Here is a 16,414-nt window from a genome sequence, read left to right as displayed (position 1 = left end):
CCTGCTTGGTGCTTTTTTTAATGTAAATCTTTTTTGCATGGATTATAAGCTCATCTTTGAACATAGCCCTGAAGCCATGGTACTGCTTGACCCCGATCTTAAAATTGTGGGGGCTAACAAGCGCTATCTGGAAGTGACGATGCGCCAATTGGATGATATTGTAGGCAAACATTTTCTTCTGGAAGCTTTTCCAGAGCCCAATGTGCCCTATGAACAGAATCCGGTATTGCACTCGATACAGGAAGCGATAGCGAAAGGCCAGCGGGTATACCTGGATGTGATACGCTACGCGATCTCCCGCCCTGACGGCAGCGGTTATGATGAGCGCTATTGGGAGGCATCACATACGCCGATCCTGAATGAAAAAGGGGAGGTAGTGTATATATTACAGGAAACAAAAGATGTAACCGAAAGGGAGGAGACCAAATACGCGCTGCGTGATATTGAGCAAAAGTTCAGCTTTATGGCTGATGCAATGCCTCACCTGGTTGACGCCGATGATGCCAGCGGCCGTTCTACCTATTTCAACAAGCAATGGGAAAACTATACTGGTATACCTGTTGAGCGGCTTTTAGCTGGTGATTGGAAGGAGGCGATACATCCGGATGATCTGGTGGCAGCGAACAAAGCATGGGAAAAATCTCTTGAGACAGGGGAGCCATCACAGTTAGAGATTCGCATTCGGGATAAAGACGGTGATTACCGCTGGCACCTCAACCGTTACTTGCCCATGCGCAACGACGATGGCAGTATCAAAATGTGGCTGGGCAGCTGCAGTGACATCCATGATGTGAAAAACATGGTGCAGGAGCTCCTGTCTAGCAACGAGCAGATGTCGGAACTGGCCGACCAGGTGCAACTGGCATACCGCAAAGCTGAGAACGAGCGGGAGACCCTGGAGCGATTGATTATGCAGGCGCCGACTTTCTTTGGTATCCTGAAGGGGCCTGAGCATCGTTATGAGCTGGTTAACCCCAAGTACCAGGACCTGTTCCCACATGTTGAGCTCATCGGAAAGACGGTGGCAGAAGCATTGCCTGAAATTGCTGATCAGGGGTATATCGATGTTCTGGACAATGTATACAAGACAGGGGAGACGTTCGAAGCCAAGGAGATTATTGTAAAGCTTGCCAATGCAGAGGGGAAACTGGAGGACAATTACCTGACTTTTATTTTCCAGCCGCTCTATGACGAAGATAACCAGATAACCGGTATACTGATCGCCGGTTTTAATGTGACTGACAAGTATCAGTTAAAAAAGAAACTGCAGGAATTAGGAGTTGCAGTAGATGATGTATAGCAGCAGAAAAATTTAGGGGAGAGGCACGTGAATTCAGCACAGATAGATTTTCAGCAAATTCGGATTAAGCATATTCTGTTTAAGTCCAAGGTGCGGTCTGTGCTATATGGAGGGGTACTCGATAGTGTATTCTTTTCTGATGCTGGCCCGATCAGCAATTGGTTTGTGCAGGTCGGGAAAGTAAAGTACGGCAATGAGCCGGAGCTCTACAGTCTGCAAAAAACGCATAATGATTTGCTGTCCAGCGCTAACCAGTTGTTCGGCTTGTACCGCAATGGTAGCATAGACCAGGCACATGCTGGCATGAAAGACATTGAAAAGCTATCTGACCGTTTTCAGGAGCTTTTGACACAGGTAGAAAAACGATTAGCACTTCGCGCCGACATCGTGTAAGTGCTACGATTGCTATAAACAGAAAAAGCGGCTAATGTGCCGCTTTTTCTGTTTATAGAGGTATAAATTATTTCGGATCGTAAGCCCACTTTACATAAATCGCGCCCCAGGTGAATCCACCACCGAAAGCTGCCAGAATCAGGTTATCCCCTTTTTTGAGTTGCTTTTCATACTCCCACAGGCAAAGTGGAATAGTGCCACTTGTCGTGTTGCCATAGCGCTCAATGTTAAGCATTACTTTGTTGCTTCCAACGCCCATACGATTTGCGGTGGCGTCAATGATGCGCTTGTTCGCCTGGTGCGGTACAAGCCAGGCAACATCCTCTGCTGTGAGGTTATTGCGCTCCATCACTTCAGCTGAAACATCCGCCATACCTTTCACGGCAAATTTAAACACCTGCTGTCCTTCCTGGTACGCATAGTGCTCACGCGCCAGTATGGTGTCCATGGTGGCTGGTTTGCGGCTTCCGCCTGCTTTCATGTGCAGGTATTGTGCGCCTGTTCCGTCCGACTTCAACACCGAGTCGATGATACCATAGCCTTCGGTGTTTGGCTCCAGCATCACGGCTCCGCCGCCATCACCGAAAATAATGCAAGTCGTACGGTCAGTATAGTCAATAATAGAGGACATCTTATCAGCACCTACCACGATCACTTTTTTGTACTGACCCGATTCGATGAACTTCGAAGCAGTCGCCAGTGCATAAAGGAAGCCCGAGCAGGCTGCCTGCAGGTCGTAGCCGAATGCGTTTACGGCTCCTACCTCAGCCGTGATCAGGTTGGCCGTAGCCGGGAATACCATGTCAGGAGTTGTAGTGGCGCAGATGAGTAGGTCTACTTCTTCTGCTTTGGTATTGGTTTTCTTGAGTAAGTCCAGTACTGCCGGTACTGCAATATGGGAAGTGCCTTTGCCTTCACCCTTGAGAATGCGCCTTTCCTTTATACCGGTGCGTGAAAGAATCCATTCATCATTTGTGTCCACCATTGTCTCCAGTTCCTTGTTCGTCAGCACGTAATCGGGAACATAGCCAGCCACACCTGTAATCGCGGCAGTAATTTTACTCATGTTGTGAAAGGTATAAGTGTTGGAAGTTTAAGACGGCAATATAATAAAAAAAACTTGGCACAAACCGTCGTTACCGCAAAAAGAGTAGGGAGACAGTTTGTGCCAAGAAATATGTTTGGCCGAAGCCAGCGCCTTATTGGGCGCCTGTATGCTTTTTAAATCGCTCTGACAGGTTGGAAGCTACCATCTTCTGGGCCTGCAGCACCATGCTGCAAATAGCCTTCGGGCTGGATACCCCGTGACCAATCACGGCATTGCCATTGATACCCAGGATCGGGCTGCCACCTACGGCCTCGTAATTAAACTTGTCGAAGAACGGATCATGCATGTTCTTCTCGTTGAGGATGTCGTAGATGGATTCCGCCATCTTGAGGATGATGTTGCCTGTATACCCATCGCACACAATTACATCGGCTTTGTCGTTGAACATATCGCGTCCTTCGATGTTACCAATGAAGTTGATGTTCGGGTTGGCTTTGAGGCGCTGGTGGGCTGCTTGTGTATTCACAGTTCCTTTTCCTTCCTCTTCGCCAAGGTTCATCAGGCCAACCTTAGGCTTTTCGATGTCCAGTACATACTTGGCATAAATAGAGCCAATTTCACCGAACTGCTCCAAAACCTCTGGCTTGCAGTCAGCATTGGCGCCTACGTCGAGCATGATGCCAAAGCCCCCGCTTAGTTTCGGTACCAGGCCACCGATAGCGGGGCGCAGAATACCTTCAGTGGCTTTTACGCTGAACATGGCTCCAACCAGCATGGCGCCGGTATTGCCGGCGCTGCAGAAAGCATGTGCTTTCCCGGCCTTCAGCAATCCATAACCAACAGCAATGCTGGAGTCAGGCTTTTGGGTCAGGGCTTTCGTGGGATGTTCTCCCATTTCAATGACCTGGGTGGCATTCATCACTTTTATGTCAGTGCCTGTGTATCCATATTCTTTCAGCAGCGGATTGATTTCTTCTTCCTTGCCGATCAGCAGGATTTCATAATCAGTGTCAAGCTGCTCTGCGGCTAACAAAGCACCCTTTACAGTTGCTTCGGGTGCAAAGTCGCCGCCCATAGCGTCCAGGGCGATCCTCATGTACTGGATGGGGTTAAATTATACAGAACTAAACAGAGTACAGTCTAAGCTTACTGAGCGTTAGTTGTATAATTTTTGATCGCCAATTTGCCTTTGTGGTACAGGTCACCTTCTACCACATAAGCATGGTGGAACAGGTGAGGAGTATCTGTAGTAGGGCAGATAGCAATCGCTTTCTCAGAGAGCTTCTGATGAGTTCTTCTCTTATCTCTTCTGGTCTTCGAAATCTTGCGTTTAGGATGTGCCATTTTTAGTTAAAAATTTACTTGCTGTTATTTAATACTTTATTATTCTACTGCTTGTTAGTTCAGGTTTTTTAAAGCGTCCCAACGCGGATCAATGTCGTCATCGTCATCACCGTCGTTGTCCTCACTTTCACTATCGCCTCCCTTGCGTGAAGAGTAGATCAGGATATCCCTTTCATCTTCTTCATCAAGCTCTTCCACAAAACGTGGATGAAGCTTTTTCATGGGCAGCGACAGTCCTATGTAATCATACAGGTGCTGTGCTACATTGAGTGTCTGTGTCTCGGGCGTAATCTGCCACAAGTCCTCGTCCAGCTCGGCGTTCTCAGGACCAAACTTGATCAGCAGTGTCTCTTCTATGTCCACTGGCTGGTCAAACTCCTCCAGACTGCGGTCGCAGGTGAGGCGTACATGTCCTTTGATGTCAAAATGCAGTGTCAGCAGCGACTCGGTCTTATCGAGCTCTACCTTTGCCAGTAGCTTTCCCCCCAGTATGATCTCCTGCTCAAACAAAGAGAAGAATGAATCGTCCATCTCAAACTCATAAGAGTGCTTCTTATTCGCGAGTTTGGCAATGCCGATTTCGTAGTCTCTAAGCTTTTTCACTACCGTGTTTTTATTGCAAGACGCAAAATTAGAACATTATTTTGACAAATAAAATAGCAGCCCTATTTATAAAACAGGCTTTTGCTCTGTCTGGCGCTTTTTTATGATGTCGCAGGCAAGGAACAACGCTTCTCTGAAAGAGGTTTCATCGGCTGTGTGTTTGCCGGCTATGTCATAAGCCGTGCCGTGGTCCGGTGAGGTGCGCACGATCGGCAGTCCTGCCGTGTAGTTTACCCCTGTTTCCATGGCTAGTGTCTTGAAAGGGATAAGTCCCTGGTCGTGGTACATGCTTAGCACCGCATCGAATTGCTTGTACATGCGCATGCCAAAGAAGCCGTCGGCTGGGTAGGGGCCAAATACCAGATGTCCTTTGTCTTTCAGCTGCATCACTGCCGGACGAATGATCTCTGTCTCCTCTGTACCCAGTAGTCCTTTCTCACCGGCATGCGGATTGAGACCCAACACCGCAATGCGTGGTTTCAGGATGCCAAAATCACGGCGCAGCGACTCCTGCAGGATGGTGATCTTGCGGATGATCAGGTCGAAGTTGAGCTTGGTCGCTACCTCCTTTACAGGTATATGACCCGTTACCGTGGCGACACGCAAGTCGTCGGCTACGAGCAGCATCAGGCTGTCAGCAGCGTCGAAGTAGGAGGTCAGGAACTCGGTATGGCCCGGGAATTTGAATTCCTCGGACTGAATATTGTCTTTGTCGATAGGGGCTGTCACTAGACCGTCCAGCAGACCAGCTTTCAAATCCTGACAGGCGGCCATTAGCGAATCAAGCGATGCCTTGCCAGACTCCGGCTTTGGTGTGCCTGGTTCTACGGCGATGTCTTCTTCCCAACAGTTAATCAGGTTGATTTTTTTAGCTACAAGCTCCTGTGCTGAGCCTACTTGCTGATAATGGAAATGATCGGCACTCAGGGCCTTGCGCACCTTGTTGATCACACCGGCAGAACCGTAGATCACCGGGGTGCAGAAGTTGAGGATGCGCTGGTCTGAAAGGGTTTTGACGATGATCTCCGGGCCGATGCCGTTCGTGTCACCGATGCTGATACCTATTTTTGCTTTGTGTCTGTTGTCCATTTTTTGCTTAGTTAGCCTGCGAGCTAAGGTAGTTGTAAACGAGGCGCACGCCTGAGCCAGTGGCTAGTTTCCCTCGGTAAGAGTCCTCACCTAATAGATAGGCCGTGCCGGCAATGTCGAAATGCACCCAAGGGTAATCCGTGAAATACTCCAGGAACACACCCGCTGAGATAGCGCCTGCCTCGGCACCGCCCAGGTTTTTGATGTCGGCAATGTCCGACTCGATGTGTTTCTTATACTCATCCCAAAGTGGAAACTCCACGATGCGCTCGTGCTCGGCTTCGCCTGCTTTTTTCAGGGCAGTCATCACCTCGTCGCCAGCATTGCTCATCGCCACCAGACCTTCTTTGCCGATGGCACGGGCTGCGGCTCCTGTCAGGGTCGCCATATCGATCACCAGCTCTGGCTTATACTTCTGCGCAAAGCTCAGGGCGTCAGCCAGGATCAGGCGGCCCTCGGCGTCGGTGTTGAGCACCTCCACCGTCATGCCGTTGTGCATGGTGAGTACGTCGCCTGGCGCATAGGCCTTGCCGCCCGGACGGTTGTCGGTGGCAGGTATAAGCGCGATTACGTGCAGCTGTATATTGTTCTTGGCCAGTGCGTACATCACACCCGCCACGGCAGCAGCGCCAGCCATGTCAGACTTCATGTAGTCCATGGATTGCGGCGTTGGCTTCAGGCTGAGTCCGCCGGTGTCGTATACCACACCTTTGCCTACCAGCACATAAGGCTTGCTGTTGGCAGCGCCTTCCGGTTTCCACTCCAGTATATTAAAGGTTGGCGGTTCCTCACTACCCTGGTTTACGGCCAACAGTCCGCCCATTTTGAGTGACTGTATCTGCAGTTCGTCAAACACCTGCGTCGTAAAACCTGCTTTTTCACCGAGCTCTACGAGCTGCTCGCTGAACTGCGAAGCGCTCTGGTGGCTGTTCGGCTCGTTCACCAGGTCGCGGGTTACGGTCACAGCGTCGAGCACGTTTTGTAGCTCCATCACGTCAAATTCCGACAGGTTATCGTCTGTCAGCACGATCGTCTGCAGCGAATTTGGCTTGTTGTTTTTGGTCTTATACTTCTGAAACTGGTAGTTGCTCAGGTATAGGCCCTCAGCCAGGTAAGGACTAGCTTCTGATTTGGTGAGGTCCTTAATGGCAAGCTCTTCTACCTTGTCGGCTTTGAGTTGCTTGAGCAGGGCATAGCCCGCCTGGCGCAGGTTCTCTCTGGTGGCGTTCTCTGTTTTACCCTCGGCGTATACCACCACGTATACCCGTTGGGTATAGCGGTTCAGGGAAACGATCCTCGCTTCTGCTTCTAGCTGACGTTTCAGGTAGGCGGTTTCGTCTGAGCTTAGCTCTGCGAGTGAATCCGTCTGATCAGCCCGCACAATCAGGGCTACGTCTGTATTTTTACCTACCGATGTATTGTATTTGAGTTGTGTTGGCATTTGTCATTCGTATCTTTGAGCACGCAATATAGTAAGTATATAGTGTAATGCGAAAAAGCCCGCGCACAGGTATGGCGATCGGGTGACGCATATAAATAAGGTATAACGGGTTTCCGGTGAATTTGTCTCAACAAGCCGGTGCCATAACGCATAGCATGTGAGCAAAGTAAGTCCGAAGAAGCACTTAGGCCAGCACTTTTTGGTCGACCAGAACATCGCCCGCAAGATTGTGGAGCAACTGACTTTGCCCGGCGGAGTAGAGGATGTGCTGGAGATCGGCCCGGGCATGGGAGTGCTTACGCAGTACATGCTCGAGCATAAGGAGTACCGCACCACGGTGCTGGACATCGACCGCGAGTCCATTGCCTACCTGCAGCAGCACTTTCCGGCTTTGGGCGACCGCATTATTTCGGCCGACTTTCTGAAGACGGACCTGAGCAAACTATTCCCGGGTAAGTTTGCCATCATCGGTAACTTCCCTTACAACATTTCCAGCCAGATTTTTTTCAAGGTACTCGAACACCGCGATGTGGTGCCAGAGGTCGTGTGCATGATCCAGAAGGAAGTGGCGGAACGATTGGCTTCACCTCCGGGTAATAAAGCTTATGGCATCTTAAGTGTGCTCCTGCAAGCCTTCTATACCATTGATTATAAGTTCACCGTGCACGAAAACGTGTTTCACCCACCACCCAAAGTAAAGTCAGGCGTGATCAGTGTGGTACGCAATGACCGAAAGAGTTTGCCATGTGATGAAAAGCTTTTTTTCTCGGTGGTGAAAAACAGTTTTGGAACAAGGCGCAAAACGCTACGTAACTGCCTCAAGACATTTAATCTCCCACCGGAGGTGACTACGCAGCCCGTTTTTGACAAAAGAGCGGAACAGCTGTCAGTAGAGGATTTTATAGCATTGACCCAGCTCGTAGAGCAGAACATATAATACCATGCAGGTAGAGATCACACGTGAATACATAGAACAGGTTGAAGAGGCGATCACACGCGACGACAAGGGGTTCATACTCGAATCCATGTCCGACATGTATCCGGCTGACATCACCACGGTGCTATACGAGCTTGATACCAACGAGTCGAAGTACGTGCTTGACCTCCTCCCTCCCGATATCGGTTCACAGATTCTCAGTGACCTCGACTATGACATCCGCACAGATTTTCTTGCCTATTTCACAAGCCAGGAAATAGCCCGCTACGTCAACCTGATGGACTCGGATGACGCCGTGGACATTCTGAACGAGATGAATGTGCAGCGTCGTGAAGAGGTGATCGCCCTACTCGAAAATGAGGAGAAAGCGGATGACATTCTAGACCTCTTGCACTACGAAGAAGACTGTGCCGGTGGTCTGATGGCGAAAGAGCTTATCAAAGTAAACATCAACTGGCGCGTACGGCAGTGTATTGAAGAGATTCGTCGGCAGGCGGAAGATGTGGAGCGCATCTATACGGTATACGTAGTGGATAACCGCGACATCCTGCTGGGTCGACTAAGTATCAAAGCGCTGCTGCTCTCCAAAGATGATAAGCTGGTAAAGGAGATTTATAATGAGGACGTGATTTCGATTGAGTCTTTCCGGGACGAAAACGAGGTAGTGGCCGTCATGCAGAAATATGACCTGGAGGCTATACCTGTCGTGAACATACAGGGCCGTTTGCTGGGCCGCATCACCATCGACGACGTGATCGATGTAATGCAGGAACAGGCCGAACTCAGCCGCCAGCTCATGACGGGTATCTCAGAAAATGTAGAGGAAGATGACAGTGTGTTCCGCATCTCGCGATCCCGTATACCCTGGCTCGTGATTGGCATGGTAGGTGGTCTGCTGGCGGCACATTTTATGGGTTTCTTTGAAGCCGACATTGCTATGCTACCGGCTTTGGCGCTGTTTGTGCCGCTTATTACTGCGACGGGTGGTAACGTAGGTATACAGTCCTCTTCCATCATCATTCAAACGCTCTCTTCCAATGCCGTGATCTTCGAGAACTTCGCCCAGCGTCTCCTGAAGCTCATTCTGGTTGCCCTGCTGAATGCCCTGATTATTTCCGCGCTCGTTTTCGGCTTCTCCTACCTTTTCCGGCAGGACCTGAAACTGTCGATGGTAGTATCGGTCGCGCTGTTCTCGGTTGTGATGCTGGCCTCCCTGATGGGAACGCTGACCCCGATGCTGCTTGATAAGATGGGCGTGAATCCTGCTGTTGCCGCCGGACCTTTTATTACAACTGCAAATGACCTGCTGGGGCTGGCGATTTACTTTGGTGTAGCGCATATGCTATATGATTTATAACACCATGGCAAAACCTAGCATCCTGATCATCGACGAAGTGCATGATAGTCTGTTTCCTATGCTGGAAGGTATAGGTATAGCCTATGATTATCGGCCGGACATCAAGCCGATTGAGGTATGCGATGCCTTAGTGGGTTTTGAGGGGCTGATCGTGCGGAGCAAATTGCGTATTACAGCGGAAACGATTAAGCTAGCTGATCAGCTCAGGTTTGTGGCACGGGCAGGTGCCGGGCTGGATAACATCGATGCCGAAGCGCTGCAGGAGCGAGGTATAGCGCTGATCGGTGCCAATGAAGGCAACCGGCAGGCGGTTGGGGAGCACGCCTTAGGTATGCTGCTCAGTCTGATGCGCAACATCACACGTGGCGACCGGCAGGTGCGCGACAAGGTATGGCTGCGCGAAGAAAACAGGGGGGAGGAGATCAGCGGCAAAGCAGTTGGCATCATCGGCTACGGAAATATGGGGCAAAGCTTTGCCCGTGTGCTGAGTGGCTTCGGGTGCCGTATCCTGGCTTACGACCGCTTCGCCCCTGAAAAGATCTCTGCTCCGGCTGAGCCTGTGTCGCTCGAAGTTTTACAGGTAGAAGCTGATATCGTGAGTCTGCATATACCCTATATTCCCGAAAACCGGGCCTTCGCGGATGATGCTTTTTTCCAGGGCTTCAGCAAGCCGATCTGGTTCATGAACACCTCCCGCGGGGAGGTAGTAGACCAGTCAGCGCTCGTAAGGCATCTGCAAACGGGCATGCTTAAAGGAGCAGCACTAGACGTGCTTGAAAATGAAAAGCTTCAGAGTCTGACCGAGGAGCAAAGCCGTAACTTCGATTACCTGAGATCGGCTGATCATGTGGTGCTCACGCCCCATATCGCTGGCTGGACCCACGAGTCTTATGTGAAGATAAACGAGGTGCTGGTACAGAAAATACGGGCCTTGCAGGAGGCTGGAAAGCTTTCTTGAGAATACCTGCCCCGGGGCTGTCCTATGCTGCCGGGTTTACGTATAAAAGAGATGTTGGCACTTAAAAGATTGCCTTCAGAGGCTTGCAAATAAGTATTGCAGAAAAATTTTGTATTAAAATAAATTTGTATATTTGCTCAACACAGTGCCACTGGGGGATGCCCGTGTGCATGTGGCTTGCCCAGAATTCCCGGCTTGCTTTGAAGCAGCCAGGCTGAAGAAGAAAAAATTAATCATCAACATATTAGGCAAAAAGAACGGTTATGTTTCACATAGCCGTTCTTTTTGTTTTTGTGTTTTAAAACGTGAAGACATATTATGAGCAACATTTCTTATTACACCGCTGAAGGTTTACAAAAGCTGAAGGAAGAGCTGCACGACCTTAAGACAAAAGGCCGCTCAGAAGTGGCCCGCCAGCTAGCAGAGGCACGCGACAAAGGCGACTTAAGCGAGAACGCCGAGTATGACGCTGCTAAAGACGCACAGGGGCACCTGGAGCTGAAGATCGCCAAACTGGAGGAAGTGGTTGGTAACGCGCGTCTCATAGACGAATCGAACCTCGACACGAGCAAGGCACTGATTCTCTCCAAGGTGAAGATCAAGAACCTGAAGAACAACATGGTGATGGACTATACTCTGGTAGCGGAAGAAGAAGCAGACCTGGCTTCGGGCAAAATTTCGGTAAAGTCTCCGATCGGTAAAGGATTATTGGGCAAGTCAGTCGGCGAAAAAGCCGAGATAACCGTACCAGCTGGTAAGATCGAGTTCGAAATACTGGAAATTAGTCGCTAAGCTTATGGAGCCATCTATCTTCACTAAAATTGTAAAAGGCGAGATCCCCGCTTACAAAATAGCCGAGGATGATCGCTACCTGGCCTTTCTGGATGTGTTTCCCACGACCAAAGGCCATACCCTCGTTATCCCTAAGCAACAGATCGACTACCTGTTCGACCTGGACGACGAGCTATACCTGGGCCTGATGGCCTTTGCCAAAAAAGTGGCTGCTGCAGTAGAAAAGGCGGTGCCATGCAAGCGCATTGGTGTAGCGGTGGTAGGGCTAGAAGTACCCCATGCGCACGTGCACCTGATACCGCTGAATAAGATGGCAGACATGAACTTTGCCAACAAACAGAAGTTCAGTAAAGAAGAGTTTGAAGAAGTAGCCGAAAAGATCCGGAAGGAATACACGGCTTAAGGTATAGCAAGGCTGTAACAAAGCAAAGGGGCGAATCCGAAAGATTCGCCCCTTTGCTTTGTGCTTAGTTTTCTATCAGGATGGAAGGTTTAAACTCTTGCCTGGTGGTGTCTTTGGGTTGCACCTGTTGCGGTGCAGGCTGTTGTTTCTGCTGTTCCTGTTGCTTGGCCTGCTCGCGTGCCTGACGTCTGAAGAAGCCTCTGAACAGGAAGTTGCTTTGCAGCGCCTCCATGTTCTGGTCCAGCTTTTCAGTTCCGGTCTCCAGGTTCTGCATCGTGCTTTGCAGCTGACGGGCAAACTGCTGATCGTTCAGAAGCACGCCCACGGCACTGTTGTTATTGTTCAGACGGCTGCTGGCCGTGCGCAGATTTTCGGATATTTCAGAAGTTGAAGCGGTAGCCTCTTCAAGCTGCGTCATCGAATTCTTCAGCTGTTGGAATACTTCCTTGTCAGTCGCAAGCTGGTTGGCCAGTCCGCCTGGTGAGTTGAGTTTGTTGGTGAAAGCAGAAAGGGAGCGGGAGGCATTCACGGTACTCTGTGACGTACGCTGCAGGTTGCCCACCACATCACGGAAGTTCTGAGCCATGGTGGTGTCCGTTAGCAGGGCTCCTACTGTACCTTCGCCGTTTACCAATCGGGAGGTAAGCTGCTTAAAATCGCCGGTGATCGCTACCAGGTTCTCGTTGTTCTGCTGCAGCTTCTCCATCAGGTCATCTGTATTGAGCGGACTCACAGCCGTTATACGGTCCCCGTCCTGAATAGGTGAGGCTGACTGGGTGCCACCGTCAATCACGATGTTCTTGTTACCGATAAAGCTTTCAGAGCTGATGCGGGCTGAGGCGTTTTTGCGGATGTACTGCTGCACCTTCTCCTCAATGTTCATGACCACCTCTACCTGCGAGTCACCATAAAGGTTGATGGATTTGATCGTGCCGATCTTTACACCCGAGAACCAGACATTATTGCCTGTGCGCAGACCGGCCACATCGTCAAATATGGCCGTAATCGTGATTGTGCTGATCAGTCGCTTCTGCTGACCGGCCAAGGTAAAGATACCTGCCACCAGGATCACGATCGCCAGGAAAGTGAAAATGCCAACTATAACTGTGCGTTTATTATCTGCAGAACTCATCTAGTCTATAAAGTTGTAGTTATAAAATGATTGTACGCGTTCGTCATGACTGTCGAACACTTCCTCAAACGTACCTTCGCGCTGGAACTGTCCGTCAAGCAGCATCACTACTCTGTCTCCTACGGCGCGGGCGCAGGTAAGGTCGTGCGTGATGATGATAGAAGAGGTATTGAACCTGCGCTGCACCTCGTTGATCAGGTTATTGATTTCAATACAGGTGATCGGGTCCAGACCGGCGGTAGGTTCGTCATACAGCATGATCTCGGGTTTCAGGATCAGCGTACGGGCGATACCGATGCGCTTGCGCTGACCACCGGATAGCTCAGAAGGCATCTGGTTGATTGCCTGGGCAAGTCCTACGGCCTCCAGCACGTAATGGATAAGCTCTTCCCGCTCACCTTCCGACATGTGTTTGGCGTGCCGCACCAGCGGAAACTCCAGGTTCTCCCGTACGGTCATACTGTCGTAAAGGGCACTGTTCTGAAACGAGAAACCGATCTTGAGCCGAAGCGCATCCAGCTCCCGCGGCTTCAGTGTGCCGACTTCTTTGCCCAGCACATTGACAGAGCCTTCGTCACCATACAGCAGGCCCGAGATGATCTTGATCAGAACAGACTTACCTGTCCCTGAACGACCCAGCACGACCAGGTTTTCCCCTTTGAACAGGTCCAGGTCCACGCCTTTGAGAACCTCAAAATCGTCGAATGCTTTTTTGAGGCCCCGGATAGAAATCACTTTCTCGTTTCTATCGATATTGGGATTTATTTCTTTTGCCTCCATTAAAAAGCTCTGATTGCGTTAATGACCTGCATGATAAGCAGCTCTTCAATAAAAATAAGGAACATGGCCGTTACCACCGACGAGTTGGCCGCTTTGCCCACGCCCTCAGTGCCCTTAGAAGAATTGTAGCCCTTGTAACAACCTACCATACCGATGGTAAAGCCAAAGATCACCGACTTTACAGAAGAAGCAACGATGTCCAGAAAAGTGATGGCATCGAATACCTGGTAAAAGAAAGTGGTAAGCGTTGTCAACTCGTTCTGGTGCACATTCAGGTAGCCGCCCAGTAGGGACACGAGTGTGGTATACATCGTGAGCGCCGGAATCATTAAAGTAGAGGCCAGCACCCGGCTCACCACCAGGAACTTAAAGGGATTGGTGGCTGACACCTCCATGGCATCAATCTGCTCGGTTACCCGCATAGAGCCCAACTCAGCACCAATGGCGGAACCTACCCGGCCGGCTGCAATAAGCGCCGTTACCAGCGGACCGATGGCCCGGATGATCGCCACAGAAATAAGGGCAGGCAGGAGAGAGGTAGCACCAAAGTCAGCAAGGGAGGGACGCGACTGGTTGGTGAATACGATACCAATGATAAAGCCAGTGAGCGAGATGAGCGGCAGGGAGCGCACGCCTATTTCGTAACACTGCTTGATAATTTCTTTGAATTCGTATGGCGGGAACCACATTTCCTTGAAAAACCGCGCATTAAAACGGTATATATTGGCCAACTCGACAAATATTCTGTCGAGTCTGCGTGTCGTTACATACCTGCGCCGGGCTGGAGCACTTCCCGGTTTATCTTTGTCTAAATCCATTTAAGCTTTTTAGGATTCGTCTGTACGCTGGCCCAAGTATAGGCAGCGGCAAATTAACTCAAAATTAAGAATAAGCCTGATGCTATGTTTAACTGTGTTCGCAAAAACATGTTTAAACTTTGTTTTGGCGTGATATTTTGCATAAAGTGCAGGCTGAATTTTCGCCCTCGCACAATGCTGATCAAGCAGGCTTATAAGCCTTACGAAAGATAGAGGCGATTTTTTACAAATCTGCGAAATATTTTCAAAAGCTTATACTTGGGGGAGTTTAAGGGTAGGGGAGTTGGGGAGTTTGAGAGTGGGTAAGTCAGAAAGTATGAGAAACAGATTACCTGTCGTTTCAAATGCAATGAGAAATCTGGCGTAAAGCAGTATTGCATCCAGATTTCTCCCGAAGGTCGAAATGATAGGATAGGGCAAACAATACAGTAAAATTAAAGCTTTCTTTCAGGATTATCGGTCAGGAAGGCTTTCCAGGAGTTGGCGCCTTTCTTAGCGTTGTTTCCTTTCTGGTAATGGTGGCAGAGGGCCACGGAGAGTGCGTCGGTGGCGTCGAACATCTTCGGGTCGGGCTGGATCTTGAGGATCTGTACGAGCATGCTCGCCACCTGCTCTTTGGAAGCGTTGCCGTTTCCGGTCACAGACTGTTTTACTTTTTTGGGAGCGTACTCCACATAAGGGATGTCACGGGAGAGGGCTGCTGCAATGGCAACTCCCTGTGCGCGACCAAGTTTGAGCATACTCTGCACATTCACACCAAAGAAAGGCGACTCGATGGCCAGCTCGTCAGGCAGGTATTCGTCGATGAGCTGTATCATGCGGTCAAAAATTTTCTTTAACTTGATGGCGTGGTTGCTGTAGCTTTTGAGGTGAATAACGCCATACTGCACTACTTTTACCTTGGAGCCTGTCACTTCAATCAAGCCGTAGCCCATCACTTGTGTGCCAGGGTCAATGCCAAGTATTAATTTATTGGGTGGAAGTGCAGAAGAGTAAACCATAGGAGGCGCAATTTAAGACAATATCTTGAACATTACCCGCAACAGAAGGTTCCTTTTAGTCGCCGGCAAAATTGTCGTGGTGCTGCTCACACTATACTTCCTATACCTGGCCATATTCACGACACCAGACACGCTGTTATCATGGCAAGGTATACTGCAAGCTGCCCGTCAAAACAATTATACCTTTCTACTGATTCTGAGTGCCTTGCTTATACCTGCTAATTGGGGACTTGAGGCCTGGAAGTGGCAGCTGCTGGGGCAGAAACTGGAGCGCATTTCTTACCTGCGAGCTTTCCGTGCAGTCATGGTCGGGCTCACGCTCGGCTTCATCACCCCCAACCGACTCGGCGACTACGCCGGTCGGGTGCTGGAGCTTAAAAGCAAAGAGCGGTTGGAAGGTATAGGCGCCGTCTTCATCGGCAGGTTTTGTCAGTTGGTGGCGACGGTACTGGTGGGTTCTCTTGGACTGTTCTACTTTGCTTTGCTGCTTTACTGGAGAGATTACCCGGCTATCTGCCTGAGTGTGTTTTTTCTATTGCTCGTACTCAACACGGCCATGCTGCTGCTGCTCTTCAATGCCCGTGCTATGGTGGCTCTGGTTGCTGCGGTTGGTCCGCTGCGCAAACTGGCCAAGTACCTGGCTATCATGGGGCGCTATACCTTCGGGGAGATGAACCGGGTACTGCTGCTGTCGCTGCTGCGCTACTTTGTATTTCTACTGCAGTTTGTGCTGTTGCTGGTGCTGTTTGAGGTGCGGTTGAGTCCGGTGGAGTACATAAGTGGCGTGTCGACTGCTTTTTTCCTGAAGTCAGTGGTGCCGTCAGTGTCGTTGCTGTCGGATTTGGGCGTGCGGGAGCTATCGGCCATGTATGTGTTCGGACTGTTGGGGCAGGAGCGCCTGCAGGTGCTGAGTGCCAGCCTGAGCCTGTGGTTGCTCAACATTGTGGTGCCGAGTGCTGTGGGGTTGTTTTTTGTGTTGCGCCTGAGGCTGGGCAGGAGAGGAGGTGCCGCCTGATGT

Annotated in this window: 18 protein-coding genes; 8 read left to right on the top strand and 10 right to left on the bottom strand. The window is 50.2% G+C overall.

What is annotated here, in order from left to right; all coding sequences use genetic code 11:
* Positions 1-37: 37 nt before the first annotated feature.
* Both I0P70_RS18280 and I0P70_RS18275 read left to right on the top strand, forming a co-directional pair.
* Positions 38-1,300, top strand: coding sequence for a PAS domain-containing protein (locus tag I0P70_RS18280; RefSeq protein WP_196120596.1), 1,263 nt, complete (start codon positions 38-40; stop codon positions 1,298-1,300).
* 27 nt (positions 1,301-1,327) lie between these two features.
* The gene (locus I0P70_RS18275; RefSeq protein WP_370583256.1) at positions 1,328-1,693 is read left to right on the top strand and encodes a histidine kinase; all 366 of its coding nucleotides are present in this window, start codon (positions 1,328-1,330) and stop codon (positions 1,691-1,693) included.
* Positions 1,694-1,760: 67 nt separating this feature from the next.
* Here the strand turns inward: I0P70_RS18275 and I0P70_RS18270 are convergent, their stop codons facing one another.
* The 6 genes from I0P70_RS18270 to I0P70_RS18245 form a co-directional block, all read right to left on the bottom strand.
* The gene (locus I0P70_RS18270; protein ID WP_076421630.1) at positions 1,761-2,759 is read right to left on the bottom strand and encodes a beta-ketoacyl-ACP synthase III; all 999 of its coding nucleotides are present in this window, start codon (positions 2,757-2,759) and stop codon (positions 1,761-1,763) included.
* Positions 2,760-2,892: 133 nt separating this feature from the next.
* On the bottom strand, positions 2,893-3,837 hold the full coding sequence (gene plsX / locus I0P70_RS18265) for a phosphate acyltransferase PlsX (RefSeq protein ID WP_196120595.1): 945 nt from the start codon (positions 3,835-3,837) through the stop codon (positions 2,893-2,895).
* A 50-nt stretch (positions 3,838-3,887) separates the two neighbouring features.
* Complete coding sequence (gene rpmF / locus I0P70_RS18260) at positions 3,888-4,085, bottom strand: 50S ribosomal protein L32 (protein ID WP_007658910.1); 198 nt, start codon at positions 4,083-4,085, stop codon at positions 3,888-3,890.
* A 54-nt stretch (positions 4,086-4,139) separates the two neighbouring features.
* Entirely contained in the window at positions 4,140-4,688 is a 549-nt protein-coding gene (locus I0P70_RS18255; RefSeq protein ID WP_196120594.1) for a DUF177 domain-containing protein, read from the bottom strand.
* Positions 4,689-4,754: 66 nt separating this feature from the next.
* The gene (gene pdxA, locus I0P70_RS18250; protein ID WP_196120593.1) at positions 4,755-5,777 is read right to left on the bottom strand and encodes a 4-hydroxythreonine-4-phosphate dehydrogenase PdxA; all 1,023 of its coding nucleotides are present in this window, start codon (positions 5,775-5,777) and stop codon (positions 4,755-4,757) included.
* A 7-nt stretch (positions 5,778-5,784) separates the two neighbouring features.
* The gene (locus I0P70_RS18245) at positions 5,785-7,218 is read right to left on the bottom strand and encodes a M17 family metallopeptidase (protein WP_196120592.1); all 1,434 of its coding nucleotides are present in this window, start codon (positions 7,216-7,218) and stop codon (positions 5,785-5,787) included.
* A gap of 157 nt (positions 7,219-7,375) precedes the next feature.
* On the opposite strand from I0P70_RS18245, the gene rsmA reads away from it, so the two are divergent.
* From rsmA to I0P70_RS18220, 5 genes are all read left to right on the top strand, one after another.
* Entirely contained in the window at positions 7,376-8,155 is a 780-nt protein-coding gene (rsmA, locus tag I0P70_RS18240) for a 16S rRNA (adenine(1518)-N(6)/adenine(1519)-N(6))-dimethyltransferase RsmA (RefSeq protein ID WP_196120591.1), read from the top strand.
* Between the two features lie 4 nt (positions 8,156-8,159).
* Positions 8,160-9,512, top strand: coding sequence for a magnesium transporter (gene mgtE / locus I0P70_RS18235; protein ID WP_196120590.1), 1,353 nt, complete (start codon positions 8,160-8,162; stop codon positions 9,510-9,512).
* Positions 9,513-9,516: 4 nt separating this feature from the next.
* Positions 9,517-10,470 (top strand): NAD(P)-dependent oxidoreductase, encoded by a 954-nt coding sequence (locus I0P70_RS18230; RefSeq protein ID WP_196120589.1) that lies wholly within the window; start codon positions 9,517-9,519, stop codon positions 10,468-10,470.
* Positions 10,471-10,788: 318 nt separating this feature from the next.
* A complete protein-coding gene (gene greA, locus I0P70_RS18225; RefSeq protein WP_007658900.1) occupies positions 10,789-11,262 on the top strand; it encodes a transcription elongation factor GreA in 474 nt (157 codons plus the stop codon).
* A gap of 4 nt (positions 11,263-11,266) precedes the next feature.
* Positions 11,267-11,665, top strand: coding sequence for an HIT family protein (locus tag I0P70_RS18220; protein WP_196120588.1), 399 nt, complete (start codon positions 11,267-11,269; stop codon positions 11,663-11,665).
* A 64-nt stretch (positions 11,666-11,729) separates the two neighbouring features.
* On the opposite strand, the gene I0P70_RS18215 is transcribed toward I0P70_RS18220, so the two are convergent.
* From I0P70_RS18215 to ruvC, 4 genes are all read right to left on the bottom strand, one after another.
* Positions 11,730-12,797: an MlaD family protein gene (locus I0P70_RS18215; RefSeq protein ID WP_196120587.1), complete on the bottom strand. Its 1,068-nt coding sequence runs from the start codon at positions 12,795-12,797 to the stop codon at positions 11,730-11,732.
* Positions 12,798-13,577: an ABC transporter ATP-binding protein gene (locus I0P70_RS18210; RefSeq protein WP_196120586.1), complete on the bottom strand. Its 780-nt coding sequence runs from the start codon at positions 13,575-13,577 to the stop codon at positions 12,798-12,800.
* The gene (locus I0P70_RS18205; RefSeq protein WP_196120585.1) at positions 13,577-14,395 is read right to left on the bottom strand and encodes an ABC transporter permease; all 819 of its coding nucleotides are present in this window, start codon (positions 14,393-14,395) and stop codon (positions 13,577-13,579) included. The genes I0P70_RS18210 and I0P70_RS18205 overlap by 1 nt, the downstream gene beginning before the upstream one ends.
* Positions 14,396-14,829: 434 nt before the next feature.
* On the bottom strand, positions 14,830-15,396 hold the full coding sequence (gene ruvC / locus I0P70_RS18200; RefSeq protein WP_040574461.1) for a crossover junction endodeoxyribonuclease RuvC: 567 nt from the start codon (positions 15,394-15,396) through the stop codon (positions 14,830-14,832).
* A 25-nt stretch (positions 15,397-15,421) separates the two neighbouring features.
* On the opposite strand from ruvC, the gene I0P70_RS18195 reads away from it, so the two are divergent.
* Entirely contained in the window at positions 15,422-16,411 is a 990-nt protein-coding gene (locus I0P70_RS18195) for a lysylphosphatidylglycerol synthase domain-containing protein (RefSeq protein ID WP_196120584.1), read from the top strand.
* Positions 16,412-16,414 lie beyond the last annotated feature (3 nt).

This window comes from Pontibacter sp. FD36 (assembly GCF_015686655.1).
GTDB lineage: Bacteria > Bacteroidota > Bacteroidia > Cytophagales > Hymenobacteraceae > Pontibacter.
This window is presented reverse-complemented; position numbering and strand designations above follow the sequence as displayed.